This window comes from Streptomyces sp. BBFR102 (genome assembly GCF_051397025.1).
Lineage (GTDB): Bacteria > Actinomycetota > Actinomycetes > Streptomycetales > Streptomycetaceae > Streptomyces.
In genome coordinates this window covers 1,736,252-1,751,862 of sequence record NZ_CP195757.1, presented here as the reverse complement: position 1 = coordinate 1,751,862, position 15,611 = coordinate 1,736,252, and the positions used below count along the sequence as shown (strand labels likewise).

The following is a 15,611-nucleotide window of genomic DNA, read 5'->3' as shown; positions in this document are numbered from 1 at the left end:
GCTCAGGGGATGACGACCTGGCCGACTACTCGACCGTGACGGACTTCGCCAGGTTGCGCGGCTTGTCGATGTCGCGGCCGAGCTTCAACGCGGTGTGGTAAGCCAGCAGTTGGAGCGGGATGCCCATCAGGATCGGGTCCAGCTCGTCCTCGTTCTTCGGCACGACGATGGTGTGGTCGGCCTTCTCCTGCTCGCGGTGGGCGACGGCGAGGATCTTGCCCTCACGGGCCTTGATCTCCTCCAGTGCCGCCCGGTTCTTCTCCAGCAGGTCGTCGTCGGGGACGATCGCCACCGTCGGCATGGCCGGCTCGATCAGCGCGAGCGGGCCGTGCTTCAGCTCGGAGGCCGGGTACGCCTCGGCGTGGATGTACGAGACCTCCTTGAGCTTCAGCGACGCCTCGCGGGCCACCGGGTAGCCCCGCACCCGGCCGATGAAGAGCATCGAGCGGGCCTCGGTGAACTCCTCGGCCAGCTTCTCGATCTCGTCCTCGCGGGAGAGGATGTCGGCGATCTGCTCGGGCAGCTTGCGCAGGCCCGCGATGATCCGCTTGCCGTCCGCCACCGACAGGTCGCGGGTGCGGCCCAGGTGCAGGGCGAGCAGGCCGAAGGCGACCACGGTGTTGGTGAAGCACTTGGTGGAGACCACGCACACCTCGGGCCCGGCGTGCACGTACAGCCCGCCGTCGGCCTCGCGGGCGATGGCCGAGCCGACGACGTTGACCACGCCCAGGACGCGGGCGCCCTTGCGCTTCAGCTCCTGCACGGCGGCGAGCACGTCGTAGGTCTCGCCGGACTGGGAGACGGCGATGTACAGCGTGTCCGGGTCGACCACCGGGTTGCGGTAGCGGAACTCGGAGGCCGGCTCGGCGTCGGCGGGGATGCGGGCCAGCTCCTCGATGAGCTGCGCGCCGATCTGCCCGGCGTGGTACGAGGTGCCGCAGCCGAGGATCTTGATGCGGCGGACCCCGCGCGCCTCGCGGGCGTCGAGGTTGAGGCCGCCGAGGTGCACGGTGGAGAACCGGTCGTCGATCCGGCCGCGCAGCACCCGGTCGACCGCCTCGGCCTGCTCGAAGATCTCCTTGTGCATGTACGTGTCGTGGCCGCCCATGTCCCAGGACTCGGCCTCGTACTCCACGGTGGTGGGCGTGGCGGAGGTGCGCGAGCCCTCGGTGGTGTACGTGCGGAAGTCGTCGGCCTTCAGGGTGGCCATCTCGCCGTCGTCCAGGGTGACGACCTGGCGGGTGTGGGAGACCAGCGCGGCGACGTCGGAGGCGACGAACATCTCCTTCTCGCCGATGCCCAGGACGACCGGCGAGCCGTTGCGGGCGACGACGATCCGGTCCGGGAAGTCGGCGTGCAGCACGGCGATGCCGTAGGTGCCCTCGATCTGGCCGACGGCCTCGCGGACCTTGCCCTCCAGGGTGTCGGCCTCGGAGCGGCCGATGAGGTGGGCGAGGACCTCGGTGTCGGTCTCGGAGAGGAAGACCACGCCGTCGGCGGTGAGCCGGGCGCGCAGGTCGGAGGCGTTGTCGAAGATGCCGTTGTGGACGACGGCGACCTTGGACTCGGCGTCCAGGTGCGGGTGGGCGTTCTCGTCGTTGGGGGCGCCGTGGGTGGCCCAGCGGGTGTGCGCGATGCCGACGCTGCCCTTGAAGCGGGCGGGGACCTTGGCCTCCAGGTCGCGGACGCGGCCCTTGGCCTTGACCGACTTCAGCCCGGTCGACCTGGTGCCGGACTTGCCGTGGATGGCGATGCCGGCCGAGTCGTAGCCCCGGTACTCCAGGCGCTGGAGGCCCTCCAGCAGCAGCGGCGCGACGTCGTCGCGACGGCCGATGTATCCCACGATTCCGCACATAAGGTGTTACCCCTCCGAGACGTGTGCCGGCGGGCCGGTGGGCCCGCTCGGGTGCTCGACGGTCCGGCGCGAGGGTGCCGGGGCCGCCGGGATGCCGGTCAGCCGTAGACGATGCGCCGCAGCTGGCGCAGGGAGAGCGACGGGGGCGCCACGGCCCTGCGCGGCAGCTCCTCGGCGATCCGCTCGAAGATCTCCGCGTTGCCCAGGCCCTGGGCCTGGAGTTCGCGGTGGCGGCGCCGGACGCACTCCTCGGTCGTCTCGTCGAAGTACGCCAGGACGTCCATGACCACGCGGCCGGCCTCGCCGCGGCTCAGCGGCGTGGTGCGGACCAGGTGGTCGACCAGGTCGTCATGGTTCGTACGGCGTTCGAGCACGGATCGATACTGGTCCGCGCGGCGCGGTTCCGCAACATTCCTGCCCGATATCGGGCACGGAAGTGGGGGAAGTGGGTCGGAATGAGGCATTCCGCGACGGCCTCGGGAGCCGCGCCCCCGCCACCTTCCTCACAGCCGTCGCAGCACCGCCTGCTTGGCGAGGCTGAACTCCTCGTCCGTGAGCACGCCCTCCCGGTGCAGTTCACCCAGCTCCCGCAGCCGCCGCAGCAGCGCGTCCGGATCGTCGGCGGCGGCCTGCGGGGCCGGCGTGGGCGGCAGCTCCAAGGGCGCTTCGGCTTCGTCGAGCGCGCCGGGCGACCGTTCGGGCTCGCCCCGGGCCGCCAGCGCCACCAGGACCGCCGCCGCCACCAGGACCGCCGTGTGCTCCTTCTTGGACAGGCCCCACAGGTCGAGGGCGTGCGGGTCGTGCTCGGGCGCCACCGCCTTGCCGCCGCCGGAGCGGGTGAGGAGGCGCAGGTGGCCGTTCTCCAGGCCCTGGGCGGGCACCCAGGTGACCCCGGTGAGGCTGGTGAGGGGCAGGGTGACCGGGCCGCCGGAGGTCTTCGCCTCCTTTGCCTTCCAGCTCCAGGTCAGCCGCACCTCGTGCCCGTCGAAGGCGGCCGTGCCGTCCCCGCCGCCGCCCGACACCGGCAGGGAGGGGCCGGGCAGCAGGAACCGCTCCACCGGGCCCTCGGGGACCTGCTCCAGCAGCAGCGCCTGGCGCACCTCCGCCACGAAGTACTCGGCCAGGTCCTCCCGGCCCGCCTCGACCATCAGCCGGTACGGGTCGGCGCCCTCGGGCAGCCGTCCCTCGGCGGCCCGCAGCACCGGGCAGGCCCCGTCCCGCAGCCGCAGCCTGAGCCGCCCGCCCTTGCGGTCCCGCTCGAAGGTGACCCCGGCGACCGCCACGAGCGGAACCACCACCTCGCCGAGCACCTGCCGCACGGGATGGGCCTTGGCGCCCGGCACGATCCGTATGCGCCCCTCGTCGTAGCTCCAGCTGCCGTCCCGCTGTGTGATCTCCGCCATGCGGTCATTGTTCCAGCCCGAGAAGGACGGCGGGCGCCGCCCGGGGACCGTACCCGGGCGGCGCCCGCCGTGGCGCGGGGCGGGCGTCAGCGGCCCGCGAGCGGGTTGACCAGGTCACCGGCGAGCTGGAGGGCGCCCGAGGGGTCGGCCAGGTCGACCATCTGCTGGTTGTCGCGCAGTTGGAGCCGGTTCAGGCAGGAGAGCGCGAAGGTCGGCGCGAACATGTCGTACTGGGCGAACCTGTCCGCCAGCTGCGGCACGGACTCCTGGTACGCCCGCACGCTCGCCGCCGCCGTCCGCCAGAAGGTGTCCTCGTCGAGGACGCCCTCGCCGGCCAGGGTGGCGTTGAGGAAGCGCAGGTAGCAGTCGAAGACGTCGGTGAAGATCGAGAGGATCTTCAACTCCTCCGGTACCTCGGCCCTGATGCGCTCCACGGCAGGTGGCAGCACCGCGTCCGGGTCCATGACGCAGATCTCCTCGGCGATGTCCTTGAAGATCACCCGGTCCACCGCGCCGTCCTCGATGACGAGGATGACGTTCTCGCCGTGCGGCATGTACACCAGGTCGTACTGGTAGAAGGAGTGCAGCACCGGGGTGAGGTACGCGTCCAGGTAGCGGCGCAGCCACACCTCGGGCGCCAGGCCCGACTCGGCGATCAGCGCGCCCGCCAGCGAGGCGCCCTCGGCGTCGGTGTGCAGCAGCGAGGCCATGGTCGCCAGCCGCTGCCCCTCGCCGAGCGTCGGCACCGGGCTCTCGCGCCAGAGCGCGGCCAGCATCTTGCGGTACGGCGAGTACCGGTCGGTGGCCCGCTCGTACTGGCGGTGGTGGTAGCCGATCGCGGCCCGCTCGCGGATGATCGAGAAGCGTGCGGCCCGGAAGACCTCGTCGCCCGCGATGAGCTGCGCCAGCCAGTCGTTGATCGCCGGGGTCGCCGCCATGTAGGCGGCCGACAGGCCCCGCATGAAGCCCATGTTCAGCACCGACAACGCGGTCTTCACGTAGTGCTTGCCGGGGTGGCTGGTGTTGAAGAAGGTGCGGATCGACTGCTGCGCGAGGTACGTGTCGTCGCCCTCGCCGAGCAGGACCAGGCGCTGCTGGGCCACCTCGGCGGCGAAGGTGACGGAGAGCTTGTTCCACCACTGCCAGGGGTGGACCGGCAGCAGGTGGTAGTCGGCCAGGTCCAGCCCCTGCCCGGCGAGGGTGGCGGCGAACCGCGCGAGCGTCGCCGGGTCCAGCTCGCCCTTGACCAGGGTGTCGTAGTCCAGTCCGGCGTCGCTGGTGAAGGTCGAGCGGTCGCGGCGGGCGGCCAGCCAGAGCAGCCGGACCGGGGAGGCGGCCTCGGGGGCGTACTGGTGGTACTCGCGGACGTCGAAGCCGATCCGTCCGTTGTTGGCGACGAAGCAGGGGTGGCCCTCGGTCATCCCCGTCTCGATGGCCTGGAAGTCGGCGCGGGCCAGCTCGGCGGCGCTCGGGCGGGCCTGGGCCAGTTTCCAGGCGGCGCCGGAGAGGGTGGCGGAGACCTCCTCCAGGTAGACCGGGAGGACGGCGTCGCCGATGCCCAGCGCGGTCCGCGTGTCGAGAATGAAGTCGAGTGCGTCCAGGGGAAGTTCGGCGCCGTTCTCGCCGTGCCGGGTGATCGAGTCGGCGGCGATGTCCCAGTGGTCCAGGGTCAGCACCCTCGCCGCGAAGCGGTACTCGCTCACGCCGTCGTCGGCCACGACGCGGTAGGCGGTGCGGCCCTCGGCGTCGGGCCCGGAGCCGGGCAGCGGCTCGGGCGTCAGCAGCCGCTCGTGCGAGAACTCGGCGAGGCCCTTGCGGACCAGGTGGCGCCCGGCGGCGGCCCACAGCTGGGGGGTGAGGTGCGCGGTGGGGGCGGCCAGTCGGCCGGTCGGCGTGGTCTCACTCATCGTCCGGACTCCTTCTTCTTCTCGTTCCCCGCGTGTGCCTTCCTCGCCGCCTCGAAGGCGTCCCGGGTGCAGACGCTCAGGTACGCCTCCTTCTCGGGCTTGGCGATCTTCCGGACGACCTCGAAGCCGACGGCCTCGTTGAGCGCGTGCACGGCCGTGTTGCGCACGTCGGGTTCGACCACCACGCGGACGGTGGCCGGGTCGGCGAAGAGGTACTCCATGACGGCGAAGATGACCGCGCGGGTGAAGCCGTGCAGCGGAGTGTCGGCCGGCGCGCAGAGGAAGTGCATGCCGACGTCGCCGGGGTGCGCCTCGTACAGCCCGGCCAGCTCCACGCGGGCGGGGTCGTACCGCTCCATCAGGAAGGCCGGGGAGTCCTCGTACAGCCCGATGAAGGCGTCGTGGTGCGGGTGGTCCGCGATCGCCGCGTACTCGCCGCGGACCTCGTCCGCGCTGAGCCCCTGCATCAGCCAGAAGGCCGCTTTCGGGTGGGTGACCCAGCCGTGCACCAGGGCGGCGTCGGCGTCGGGGTCCAGCGGGCGTATCGCGAGCTGGTCGGGGCGGACCGCCGCGGTGCGGGGGGTGGTCATACGGCGAACTCCTGGAAGGCGATCGACTTCTCCACCGGGTAGGGGGCGGTGCCCAGCAGCTCGCGCAGGATGACGGAGTTGCGGTAGGCGCCCATGCCCAGGTCGGGGGAGGTGAGGGCGTGGGTGTGGACGCCGGCGTTCTGTACGAAGATGCCGCGCCCGGTGGTGTCGATGCTGTAGTTGCGGGCGATGTCGAACCGGCCGTGGCCGTCCCAGCGGATGCGGTCGCGGACCGGCTCCAGGAAGTCGGGGGTGCGGTACTGGTAGCCGGTGGCCAGGACCAGGCCCTCGGTGGCCAGCTCGAAGTCCTTGCCCTGCTCCTCCTGGCGCAGCCCGAGGGTGTACGTCCCCTCGGCCTCGTCCCAGGCGGCGGAGTCCAGCGCGGTGTTGGTGAGCAGCCGGGTGGGGACGGGGCCGCGCACGTTCTTCTCGTAGAGCAGGTCGAAGATGGCGTTGATGAGTTCGCCGTCGATGCCCTTGAAGAGGTTCTTCTGCTTCTGCTCCAGGCCGTACCGGGTGTCCTCGGGCAGCGCGTGGAAGTAGTCGATGTACTCCGGGGAGGTCATCTCCAGCGTGAGCTTGGTGTACTCCAGCGGGAAGAACCGGGGCGAGCGGGTGACCCAGTTGAGCTGGTAGCCGTGGACGTCGATCTCGCCGAGCAGGTCGTAGTAGATCTCCGCCGCGCTCTGGCCGCTGCCGATCAGGGTGATCGACTTCTTGGCCTGGAGAGCCGCCTTGTGCTCCAGGTAGCGGGAGTTGTGCAGCACGTCGCCACCCAGGCCCTGGCAGGACTCGGGTATGTGCGGCGGGGTGCCGGTGCCGAGGACCAGGTGGCGGGCGCGGTAGGTGTCGCCCTGGTCGGTGGTGACGGTGTGGAGCGCGCTGTCCTCGTCGTACGTCACCTCGGTGACGGTGGTCGAGAAGCGGACCGAGCCGAGGCGGGCGGCGGCCCAGCGGCAGTAGTCGTTGTACTCGGTCCGCAGCGGGTAGAAGTTCTCCCGGATGTAGAAGGAGTACAGCCGCCCGGACTCCTTGAGGTAGTTGAGGAAGGAGTACGGCGAGGTCGGGTCGGCCAGGGTGACCAGGTCGGACATGAACGGCGTCTGGAGGTGGGCGCCGTCCAGGAACATGCCGGAGTGCCAGTCGAAGTCCGGCTTCGTCTCCAGGAAGAGCGCGTCGATCCCGTCCAGTGGCTCGGCGAGGCAGGCCAGGGAGAGGTTGAACGGGCCCAGGCCGATGCCGAGCAGGTCGAGCGGCTCGGTGCGGTCGGCGGAGGCGGGGCGGGACGATCGCTCAAGAGGCGTGGACAAGGGACTCTCCCAGGTACTGCTCGGCGTGGCCGGCGATGAGGTCGAGGACGGCGGCGATGTCGGACGCCTTCGTCTCGGGGTTGAGGAGGGTGAACTTGAGGTAGTGCCGCCCGTCCACCTTGGTGCCCGCCACGACGGCGTCGCCGGAGGCGAACAGGGCCTTGCGGGCGTACAGGTTGGCGCGGTCGGTCCGCGCCGGGTCGGCGGGCTGCTCCGGCAGGTAGCGGAAGACCAGGGTGGAGAGCGAGGGCTCCACGACGACGTCGAAGCGCGGGTCGGCGACGAGCAGCTTCCAGCCCTCGCCCGCGAGGTCGCAGACCTCGTCGAAGAGCTGGCCGACGCCGTCGGCGCCCATCACGCGCAGCGTCATCCACAGTTTGAGGGCGTCGAAGCGGCGGGTGGTCTGGAGCGACTTGTCCACCTGGTTGGGGATGCGCTCCTCGGCGGCCCGTCGCGGGTTGAGGTACTCCGCGTGGTAGGTGGCGTGCCGCAGCGTGGCGCCGTCGCGGACCAGCAGTGCGGAGGAACTCACGGGCTGGAAGAAGGACTTGTGGTAGTCCACGGTGACCGAGTCGGCGTGCTCGATGCCGGTGAGCAGTGCGCGCCGGGTGGGTGAGGCGAGCAGGCCGCAGCCGTACGCGGCGTCCACGTGCATCCACGTGCCGTGGCGGGCGCACAGCTCGGCGATCCCGGGCAGCGGGTCGATCGAGCCGAAGTCGGTGGTGCCGGCGGTGGCGACGACCGCCATCGGGACCAGGCCCTCGCTCTCGCAGCGGCGCAGCTCGGCGGCGAGCACCTCGACCCGCATGCGGCGCTCGCGGTCGGTGGGGATGGTCACCACCGCGTCCGGACCGAGGCCGAGCAGCGTGGCCGACTTGCGGACGCTGAAGTGGCTGACGTCGGAGGCGAAGACGCGCAGCTGGGTGGGGTGCGCGGCCTCGGCCTCCTCGCGGGCGAGCAGCATGGCCTGGAGGTTGGACTGCGAACCGCCGCTGGTGAAGACGCCGTCGGCGCCCTCGCCGAGCCCGATCCGGTCGGCGGTCCAGTCGACGAGGCGCCGCTCGATGAGAGTGGCGCCCGCCGACTGGTCCCAGGTGTCCAGGGAGGAGTTGACCGCCGAGAGGACGGCCTCGCCGAGCACGGCCGGGATGACGACCGGGCAGTTGAGGTGGGCGAGGTAGCGCGGGTGGTGGAAGTAGACCGCGTCGCGCAGGTAGACCTCGGTCAGCTCGTCCAGCGCGGCTGCGGTGTCGCCGAGCGGGCGGTCGAGGTCGACCGCGTCGACGACGGGGGCGAGCGCGGCCGGGGTGACGCCGGTGAACGGGCCGGTGGCACCTGTCAGCGACGCGGCCACGCGCTCGACACCTTCGGTGACGGAGCGGCGGTACGCCTCCACGTTCAGGTCGTTCAGCAGATGAGACCTGGGCGCGAGGAGACTCATGAGCGGTCCTCCCGGTGAGGGGGCAGGTGATGCTCCTGGGGGTGAGCACCAGACGAGGGCGGTGAACTTAGGTGAGCCTAACCTAATGCCCGCCCGTCGCGGTCCGCGGGGGGAATTCTCTGTCAACTGTGGCCGGATGTGCGGCGATTGACTGTGACGCGTTCGCGCGGCGGCGAGGTGCGAGGCGGGTATGCCCGTTCTCGTACGCCTTGTTCGAGTGGTTGGAGTTTGCGGTGGATGCGCAGGGAGGGCGGCATATCTGACGGCCCGTCAGCTCGCGGGCCGGTAAACAGCCCCGCCCGCCCTCTTCGGGCGCGCGGGGCCGGGGCTCAGGTCGTACGCCGCTTCCCCGCCGTCAGCGACTCCGTGCGCAGCTGCTCCTCGCTCGCTCCCTCGCGCCAGTACCCGACGAAGGTCACCGCGCGCCGGTCGAAGCCGCGCTCGCCCACCAGGTGGCGGCGGAGCGTCCGCATCCGGCCTGCCTCCCCGGCGATCCACGCGTACGGCTCGCCCGTCGGCAACTCGGCGGCCCGGATCGCGTCGGCCGCCGACGGGGCGCCCTCGTCCGCGACCAGCCAGGTGATCCGGGCGTCCGCGGCGGTGGCCAGGTCGCGCCGGTCGTCGGCGTGCGGCACCTCGATCCACAGCCGCACCGGGAACCCGGCGGGCAGCCACTCCAGGATCGCCTCGGCGGCCGGCAGGGAGGTCAGGTCCGCCCACATCAGCGCCCACGCGGCCGACTCGGGCGGCTGGAACCGCACCGACGCGTTCTCCGTCACCGCCGGACCCAGCACCGCGACCCGGTCCCCGGGCAGCGCCCGCGCCGCCCACCGGCAGGCCGGGCCGTTGTCGCCGTGCAGTGCGAAGTCCACGTCGAACTCGGTCGCCCCGTCGTCGGCCCGGCGCTGCGCCCGCACCGTGTACGAGCGCATCACCGCGCGCTCCTCCTCGGGTATCGCCCGGTACGCCGCCCACCAGTCGTCGCCCGCCTCGACGGGCACGCGCGGCTCGCGCTGTCCGGGGTGCGGCAGGAACAGGGAGCAACTCTGGTCCCGCCCGCCCGACTCGAAGAGCGCCAGCTCCTCGCCACCGAAGGTGAGCCGCACCATCGAGGGCGAGAGGCGGCGGGCGCCGCGCACCTCCACGCCGAAGAACCGGAAGGGCGATCGGGTGGGAGCTGTGGGCGTGGTGGTCATGAGGCGGGCCTTCCCTCGGCGTCGAATGGCGCTGAGGCAAGCCTAACCTCACCGAGGGGTGATGGGGAGGGGGGAGGGGGCGGTGCGCGGTGGTTCCGGCCGGGATCAGCGGGGCAGGCCCGCCGCCGCGATGGCCAGGACCTCGGTGATGACCTCGCCCGGGGCCCTCGTGCTCTCTTCGTCGTTCCAGGCCCACTCCTCGACGGCCACGCGCAGCGCGCTGTTGAGCAGGGCGGCCTGGACCCGGGGTTCGAGGGCGTCCGGCGCCAGGCCGGTGCGGGCGGCGAAGACGCGGGCGAAAACCGGTTCGGCCGCGTGGTGGAGCTGGAGCCAGACCGCGCGCAGCCCCGGTTCGGTGCGGGCCAGGCGGACCAGGTCGCGCAGGGCCCGCTCGTCGTCGGCGGGGGCGGTGGCCGAACGGCCGGACGGATGCTCGCTGATGCCGTCGGTCAGGGTGCGCTCGCGCGGCCAGGAGGTGAGCCGTTCGGCGGCCGCGTCCAGGGCGGTGGTCAGCAGCGGGCTGACGCACTCCTCCTTCGAGGAGCAGTACCGCCACAGGGTGCGCGGGGAGATCCCGGCGGCCGCCGCGATCTCGTCGGCGGTGGTGGCCGCGACGCCCTGGGCGGCGAAGAGGCGCACGGCCTCGCGGGCGATCTCCAGCCGGGTCGCCGCCTTGCGCCGTTCGGTCAGCGGCGGCCGGCCGATCCGGGCGCCCGGTCCGTCGTCCTCGTCTGCCGCCACGCTCTCACCCCGTCCCGTCTCCCGGTCGTCACCTGCGGTGATCCTACGTCCGGGGTCCGGTCGTACGCCTTGATGGCGCGTCCCGCCTTCATGGCGCACCGCGCCACAAAGAAGTACCGTCGATCGTGCACACCCTCTGAACCCAGGAGTACCCCATGAGCACCACCACCGGCCTCGCGGGCCGCGCCGTCGTCGTCACCGGAGCCGGCTCCGGCATCGGCAGGGCCGCCGCCCTGCGCTTCGCCTCCGAAGGCGCCAAGGTCCTGATCGCCGACCTGAACGGCGAGGCCGCCGAGGCCGTCGCCCGGGAGATCACCGAGGCCGGCGGTACCGCCGCCACCGTCGTCGGGGACCTCAGCGACCAGGCGGTCGTGGACCAGGTCGTCGCCACCGCCGTCGAGCGGTTCGGCTCCCTCGACGTCCTCGTCAACAACGCCGGGATCATGGACCGCATGTCGGCCGCCGGTGACACCGAGGACGCCGAGTGGGAGCGGGTCATCCGGGTCAACCTCACCGCCCCGTTCCTGCTGACCCGCGCCGCGCTGCCGCACCTGCTCGCCACCGGCAGGGGTGCGGTCGTCTTCACCGCCTCCGAGGCGTCCCTGCGCGGCAGCGCCGCCGGCGCCGCGTACACCGCCGCCAAGCACGGCGTCGCCGGTCTCACCAAGTCCGTCGCCGTGATGTACCGCGAGAAGGGGCTGCGCGCCAACGCCATCGCCCCCGGCGGCACCGCCACCAACATCCAGGTCGACGCCGACCGCGAGGCCCACGGCCCGGCCGTCGTCGGCTCCTACATGCGCAACGTCGGCACCCCGTCCCAGGCCGAGGAGCAGGCCGCCGCCATCGTCTTCCTCGCCTCCGACGCCGCCAGCAACATCAACGGGGCGATCCTCCCGGTCGACGGCGGCTGGGCCGCCGTCTGATCCTCCGTCTCCCGTACGGTCCGCCCTGGTGAGGTCGGTGCTCCGGACCCGGGTCCGGAGCACCGCGACGGGGAGCGGATCCGCTTGGTCGGGGGCCTCCGCCGGGGGCCGCCGCGACCTGGCCGGGGCCGTCCGCGACCACCCGACAGACCGGGATGTTCGACCGCCGCCGCCCCCTGCCCGCCCGCGAACGCGGGCGGGCAGGGGGCGGCGCGGGTTTCCCCGCCCCCGCCCCCGCCCCCGGACCCGGCCCGTCCGGGACGGGCGCGTGCGACGTCCGTCAGCCGTCCCCGGGGCGCGGCGCGGCCGTGCCGGGGGAGTGGCGGTCCGGGGTGCGCCCGGAGCGGCTCACTTGCCGCCAGGCTCCTCGGCCGCCGACGGCGCCGTCAGCCCGGCCAGGATGAAGGCGACCACCGTCGCGGTCGCGGGGAAGGGCGCGTTCTGTGCCGGACCCTTGCCCATCGGGCGCCCGTAGGTCTCCATCACCAGCGTGAACGCCAGGGCGCACCGCTCACTGACCTCCTGCGGTGCCAGCTCCGGCAGGGCGCGGCCGACGCGTACCTCGAAGGGGGCCGGGGTGAAGGCCGTCGGGGCGTTCGGGAGCTGGCCCGAGGGGAGAGCCGTACGGGCCAGGAGATGGCACAGGACCCGACCGTCGCGCGTGGTGACCAGGTCGGCGAAGGGCTCGACCAGCCCCTCCACCAGGCGGCGGATCTCCGGCTTCCCGGCGGCCTGCCCGCGCTCCTGGGCCCAGTGGACGTTCAGGATCGGGCCCAGCTCCTGTTCCAGCAGGGCGGTCACCAGGCCCTCGCGGGAGCCGAAGTGGTAGTGGACCGCGCCCGGGTTGAGTCCCGCCGCGGCGTTGACGGCGCGCAGGGAGACCTGGTCGGCCCCCTTCTCCAGGAAGAGCTGCTTGGCCGCCGCCAGGAGGCGCTGGCGGGTCGAGGCGTCCGTTGGGGTCACGCCGCACATTCCATCACGGCCGGGCCGTGTCCCCGCCTCTCGTTCAATCAGTGATTGAATTATGTTTGGAAGGGGCGGGTCGCGGCACGAGGCCCGGCACCGGCCAGACACCACGCAAGGAGCACGACATGGGTACGTACGCGGTCACCGGAAGCGCCTCGGGCATGGGGGCCGCCAGCGCGGCCCGGCTGCGGGAGGCGGGGCACCGGGTCATCGGTATCGACCTGCGCGACGCGGACGTCACCGCCGACCTCGGCACCGCCCAGGGGCGCCGCCACGCCGTCGACGAGGTGCTGCGGCTGAGCGGCGGGGTCCTGGACGGCGTCGCCGCGGTGGCCGGCGTCGGCCCGAACATGCCCAGCGCGGCAGCCGTGGCCTCGATCAACTACTTCGGCCCCGTCGCCCTGCTGGACGGCCTGCGCCCCGCCCTGGAGCGGGACGGCGGCGGCCGTGCGGTCGTCATCGGCTCCAACTCGGCGACCACGGTGCCGATGATCGACGACCGCCTCGTCGACCTGCTCCTCGCCGGCGACGAGGACGGCGCCCGCGCCCACGCGGCCGGCGCGCAGGGTTCGCTCCCCGCCGAACTCGCCGCCACCAGCCCCAGCATCAGCGCCTACGCCACCTCGAAGTTCGCCCTGGCCCGCTGGGTGCGGCGGACCGCCGTCACCCCCGAGTGGGCCCGCCGCGGCATCACCCTCAACACCATCGCCCCCGGCGCCGTCGTCACCCCGCTGATGACCGGCTCCACCATGTCCGAGGACGACCTCGACCCGGACGCCTTCCCCACCCCGATGCCGCGCGGGATCTTCGGACGCCCGGCCGACATCGCCTTCTGGGTCGCCCAGTTCCTCAGCCCGGAGGCCGGTTTCACCACGGGCGCGATCCTCACCGTCGACGGCGGCACGGACGCCGCCATGCGCCCTGACGCCCAGCCCACGGCCATGACCCGCTGACCCGGCTCCAGCTGACCGGGGCGGGTGCCGTCCGCCGCGGGGCCCTTCGTACGCTGGGCGCCCCGCCGCCCCGCGCACCCGCCCCGGTCAGCACAGGAGCCCCGCCATGGACCAGCCAGGCCAGCAGACCCCGCCCCCGGGCACGCCCGCCGTGGACCTCTCCGTCACGTACCGCGAGGACCCGCCCCGCGCCTGGACCCGGATCTGCCTCGCCGGGTACGCCGCCTGGGCCGTCTACCAGGCGCTCCAGCTCCTCCCGGACGAGCTCACCGCCTGGCTGGTGGTCTGCGCCATGTCCCTGCTCCTTCTCCTGTGCCTGACCGCGGTCCCGCTCTCCAAGCGCCTCTACCACCGCATCCGCCTGGCCGACGGCGAACTGCGGGTCGGCCGCGAACGCCTGGCCGTCGCCTCCCTCGCCCCCGTCTCCCTCGCGGCGGCCACCCGTGAACCGGGCCGGGCCGGAATGCGGGAGTACCGCGCCTCACTCACACCCGAACAGCTCGGGGAAGCCCGCCGCCGCACCAACGCCCTCACCCGGCCGCGGCTGGTGGGCGGGGCGTGGGCGGTACCGATGGGGATGGAGGAGCTGGTGGTGGAGACGGTGGAGGGCGCGTCGTTGCTCATCGCCACGCGCGACCGGGCCGGGCTGCTGGGGGCGCTGGGGCGGGCGCGGGGGTCTGCTTCCGTCGGGGGCGGATCGTAGCCGGCCCCGACGGCCGGTTGAGGAGCAGGGGAGGCGAGGGCGTCCGCCCCCGGCGCAACCGGGTGGGTGCGGGCCGACGCGAGGACGGGCCCTGCGGTTCCAGGTGGCCGACCGCGCGTACGGCCGGCCCACGGCACCGGCGTCGGCCCTGGCCCGGGGACGGCGTGGAGAGCGAGGTCCGCCGTCCGCGTGGCGGGCGGGGCCGGCGGGCGGTGACCGTCCAGGGGCCGCCCGCCGCCACCGGCCTGGCCTGGCGGTTGTGCTGTGCGGGGCGACCCCCGCGACCTGACGAGGGGCGGAGCGGTACGCGCGCTCTTCGCCAGGTCGGGTCGATCTGCTGGACGCCTCCCCGGCCCAGGGCATACGGCCAGGGGCCGGGACCGAGGTCGCCGGCCCCGGCCCCGCCGGGCGCGCAAGGGCTCAGCCCCGCCCCCCGCCCACCCCCAACTCCCGGGCGATCAGCATCCGCTGGACCTCGCTGGTGCCCTCGCCGATCTCCAGGATCTTGGAGTCGCGCCACATGCGGGCGACGGGGTACTCGTTCATGAAGCCGTAGCCGCCGTGGATCTGGGTGGCGTCGCGGGCGTTGTCGACGGCGACCGTGGAGGAGTAGAGCTTGGCGGCGGCAGCCTGCTTCTTGAAGGGTTCGCCGGCCACCAGGCGGCTGGCGGCGTCGCGCCAGGCGAGTCGGGCGGTGTAGGCGCGGGTGTCCATGTCGGCGATCTTGAACTGGATGGCCTGGTTGGCGCCGATGGGCTTGCCGAAGGCGTGGCGTTCGGCGGCGTACTTGACCGACTCGTCCACGCAGCCCTGGGCGAGGCCGGTGCCGAGGGCGGCGATGGCGATGCGGCCCTCGTCGAGGATGCGCAGGAACTGGGCGTAGCCGCGGCCCTGTTCGCCGAGGAGGTTGGCGGCGGGGACGCGGACCTCGTCGAAGGACAGCTCGCGGGTGTCGGAGGCGTTCCAGCCGACCTTGGAGTAGGGCGGCGCCACGGTGAAGCCGGGCGTGCCGGACGGCACGATGATCGCGGAGATCAGCGGGGAGCCGTCGGGCTTGCGGCCGGTGACGGCGGTGACGGTGACCAGGCCGGTGATGTCGGTGCCGGAGTTGGTGATGAAGCACTTGCCGCCGTTGACGACCCACTCGTTCGTCGCCTCGTCGAGGCGGGCGGTGGTGCGGGTGCCGCCCGCGTCGGAGCCGGCGCCGGGCTCGGTGAGGCCGAAGGCGCCGAGGATCTCACCGGAGCACAGGCGCGGCAGCCACGCGCGCTTCTGCTCCTCGGTGCCGAAGAGGTGGATCGGCATGGCGCCCAGCGAGACGCCCGCCTCCAGGGTGATGGCCACCGAGGAGTCGACGCGGGCCAGCTCCTCCAGGGCGATGCCGAGGGCGAGGTAGTCGCCGCCCATGCCGCCGTACTCCTCGGGGAAGGGCAGGCCGAACAGGCCCATGCGGCCCATCTCGCGGACGATCTCGTAGGGGAACGCGTGGCGCTCGTAGAGGTCGCCGATCTTGGGGGCGACGACGTCGTGGGCGAACTCCTCGACGGTACGGCGGAGTTCCTCGTGTTCGGCGGAGAGCCGGTGGTCCAGGGACATCGGGTACGACTCCTAGTGAGCTGCGGC

14 protein-coding genes are annotated in these 15,611 nt (G+C 72.9%); 3 read left to right on the top strand and 11 right to left on the bottom strand.

The window, feature by feature from the left end; all coding sequences use genetic code 11:
* Window positions 1-25: 25 nt before the first annotated feature.
* From glmS to ACSLIC_RS07765, 9 genes are all read right to left on the bottom strand, one after another.
* The gene (gene glmS, locus ACSLIC_RS07805; RefSeq protein ID WP_436736953.1) at window positions 26-1,855 is read right to left on the bottom strand and encodes a glutamine--fructose-6-phosphate transaminase (isomerizing); all 1,830 of its coding nucleotides are present in this window, start codon (window positions 1,853-1,855) and stop codon (window positions 26-28) included.
* A gap of 98 nt (window positions 1,856-1,953) precedes the next feature.
* On the bottom strand, window positions 1,954-2,229 hold the full coding sequence (locus ACSLIC_RS07800; RefSeq protein ID WP_436736952.1) for a hypothetical protein: 276 nt from the start codon (window positions 2,227-2,229) through the stop codon (window positions 1,954-1,956).
* Window positions 2,230-2,358: 129 nt separating this feature from the next.
* Window positions 2,359-3,258 (bottom strand): DUF4429 domain-containing protein, encoded by a 900-nt coding sequence (locus ACSLIC_RS07795; protein WP_436736951.1) that lies wholly within the window; start codon window positions 3,256-3,258, stop codon window positions 2,359-2,361.
* An 86-nt stretch (window positions 3,259-3,344) separates the two neighbouring features.
* Window positions 3,345-5,165 (bottom strand): IucA/IucC family protein, encoded by a 1,821-nt coding sequence (locus ACSLIC_RS07790; RefSeq protein WP_436736950.1) that lies wholly within the window; start codon window positions 5,163-5,165, stop codon window positions 3,345-3,347.
* On the bottom strand, window positions 5,162-5,755 hold the full coding sequence (locus ACSLIC_RS07785) for a GNAT family N-acetyltransferase (RefSeq protein WP_436736949.1): 594 nt from the start codon (window positions 5,753-5,755) through the stop codon (window positions 5,162-5,164). The genes ACSLIC_RS07790 and ACSLIC_RS07785 overlap by 4 nt, the downstream gene beginning before the upstream one ends.
* Window positions 5,752-7,065, bottom strand: a complete 1,314-nt coding sequence (locus ACSLIC_RS07780) for a lysine N(6)-hydroxylase/L-ornithine N(5)-oxygenase family protein (protein ID WP_436736948.1) — start codon at window positions 7,063-7,065, stop codon at window positions 5,752-5,754. The genes ACSLIC_RS07785 and ACSLIC_RS07780 overlap by 4 nt, the downstream gene beginning before the upstream one ends.
* On the bottom strand, window positions 7,049-8,506 hold the full coding sequence (locus ACSLIC_RS07775) for a pyridoxal phosphate-dependent decarboxylase family protein (protein ID WP_436736947.1): 1,458 nt from the start codon (window positions 8,504-8,506) through the stop codon (window positions 7,049-7,051). The genes ACSLIC_RS07780 and ACSLIC_RS07775 overlap by 17 nt, the downstream gene beginning before the upstream one ends.
* 329 nt (window positions 8,507-8,835) lie before the next feature.
* Window positions 8,836-9,702, bottom strand: a complete 867-nt coding sequence (locus ACSLIC_RS07770; RefSeq protein WP_436736946.1) for a siderophore-interacting protein — start codon at window positions 9,700-9,702, stop codon at window positions 8,836-8,838.
* A gap of 105 nt (window positions 9,703-9,807) precedes the next feature.
* Window positions 9,808-10,443: a TetR/AcrR family transcriptional regulator gene (locus ACSLIC_RS07765; protein ID WP_436736945.1), complete on the bottom strand. Its 636-nt coding sequence runs from the start codon at window positions 10,441-10,443 to the stop codon at window positions 9,808-9,810.
* 155 nt (window positions 10,444-10,598) lie between these two features.
* Between ACSLIC_RS07765 and ACSLIC_RS07760 the strand changes: the two genes are divergently transcribed.
* Window positions 10,599-11,366, top strand: coding sequence for an SDR family NAD(P)-dependent oxidoreductase (locus ACSLIC_RS07760; RefSeq protein WP_436736944.1), 768 nt, complete (start codon window positions 10,599-10,601; stop codon window positions 11,364-11,366).
* Between the two features lie 348 nt (window positions 11,367-11,714).
* On the opposite strand, the gene ACSLIC_RS07755 is transcribed toward ACSLIC_RS07760, so the two are convergent.
* Window positions 11,715-12,329, bottom strand: coding sequence for a TetR/AcrR family transcriptional regulator (locus ACSLIC_RS07755; RefSeq protein WP_436736943.1), 615 nt, complete (start codon window positions 12,327-12,329; stop codon window positions 11,715-11,717).
* A 128-nt stretch (window positions 12,330-12,457) separates the two neighbouring features.
* Between ACSLIC_RS07755 and ACSLIC_RS07750 the strand changes: the two genes are divergently transcribed.
* The gene (locus ACSLIC_RS07750) at window positions 12,458-13,285 is read left to right on the top strand and encodes an SDR family oxidoreductase (RefSeq protein ID WP_436736942.1); all 828 of its coding nucleotides are present in this window, start codon (window positions 12,458-12,460) and stop codon (window positions 13,283-13,285) included.
* Between the two features lie 106 nt (window positions 13,286-13,391).
* Window positions 13,392-13,988, top strand: a complete 597-nt coding sequence (locus ACSLIC_RS07745; protein ID WP_436736941.1) for a hypothetical protein — start codon at window positions 13,392-13,394, stop codon at window positions 13,986-13,988.
* Between the two features lie 420 nt (window positions 13,989-14,408).
* Here the strand turns inward: ACSLIC_RS07745 and ACSLIC_RS07740 are convergent, their stop codons facing one another.
* Window positions 14,409-15,578 carry an acyl-CoA dehydrogenase family protein gene (locus ACSLIC_RS07740; RefSeq protein ID WP_436740307.1) on the bottom strand — a complete coding sequence of 390 codons (1,170 nt, stop codon included), beginning with the start codon at window positions 15,576-15,578 and terminating at the stop codon, window positions 14,409-14,411.
* Between the last annotated feature and the right edge of the window lie 33 nt (window positions 15,579-15,611).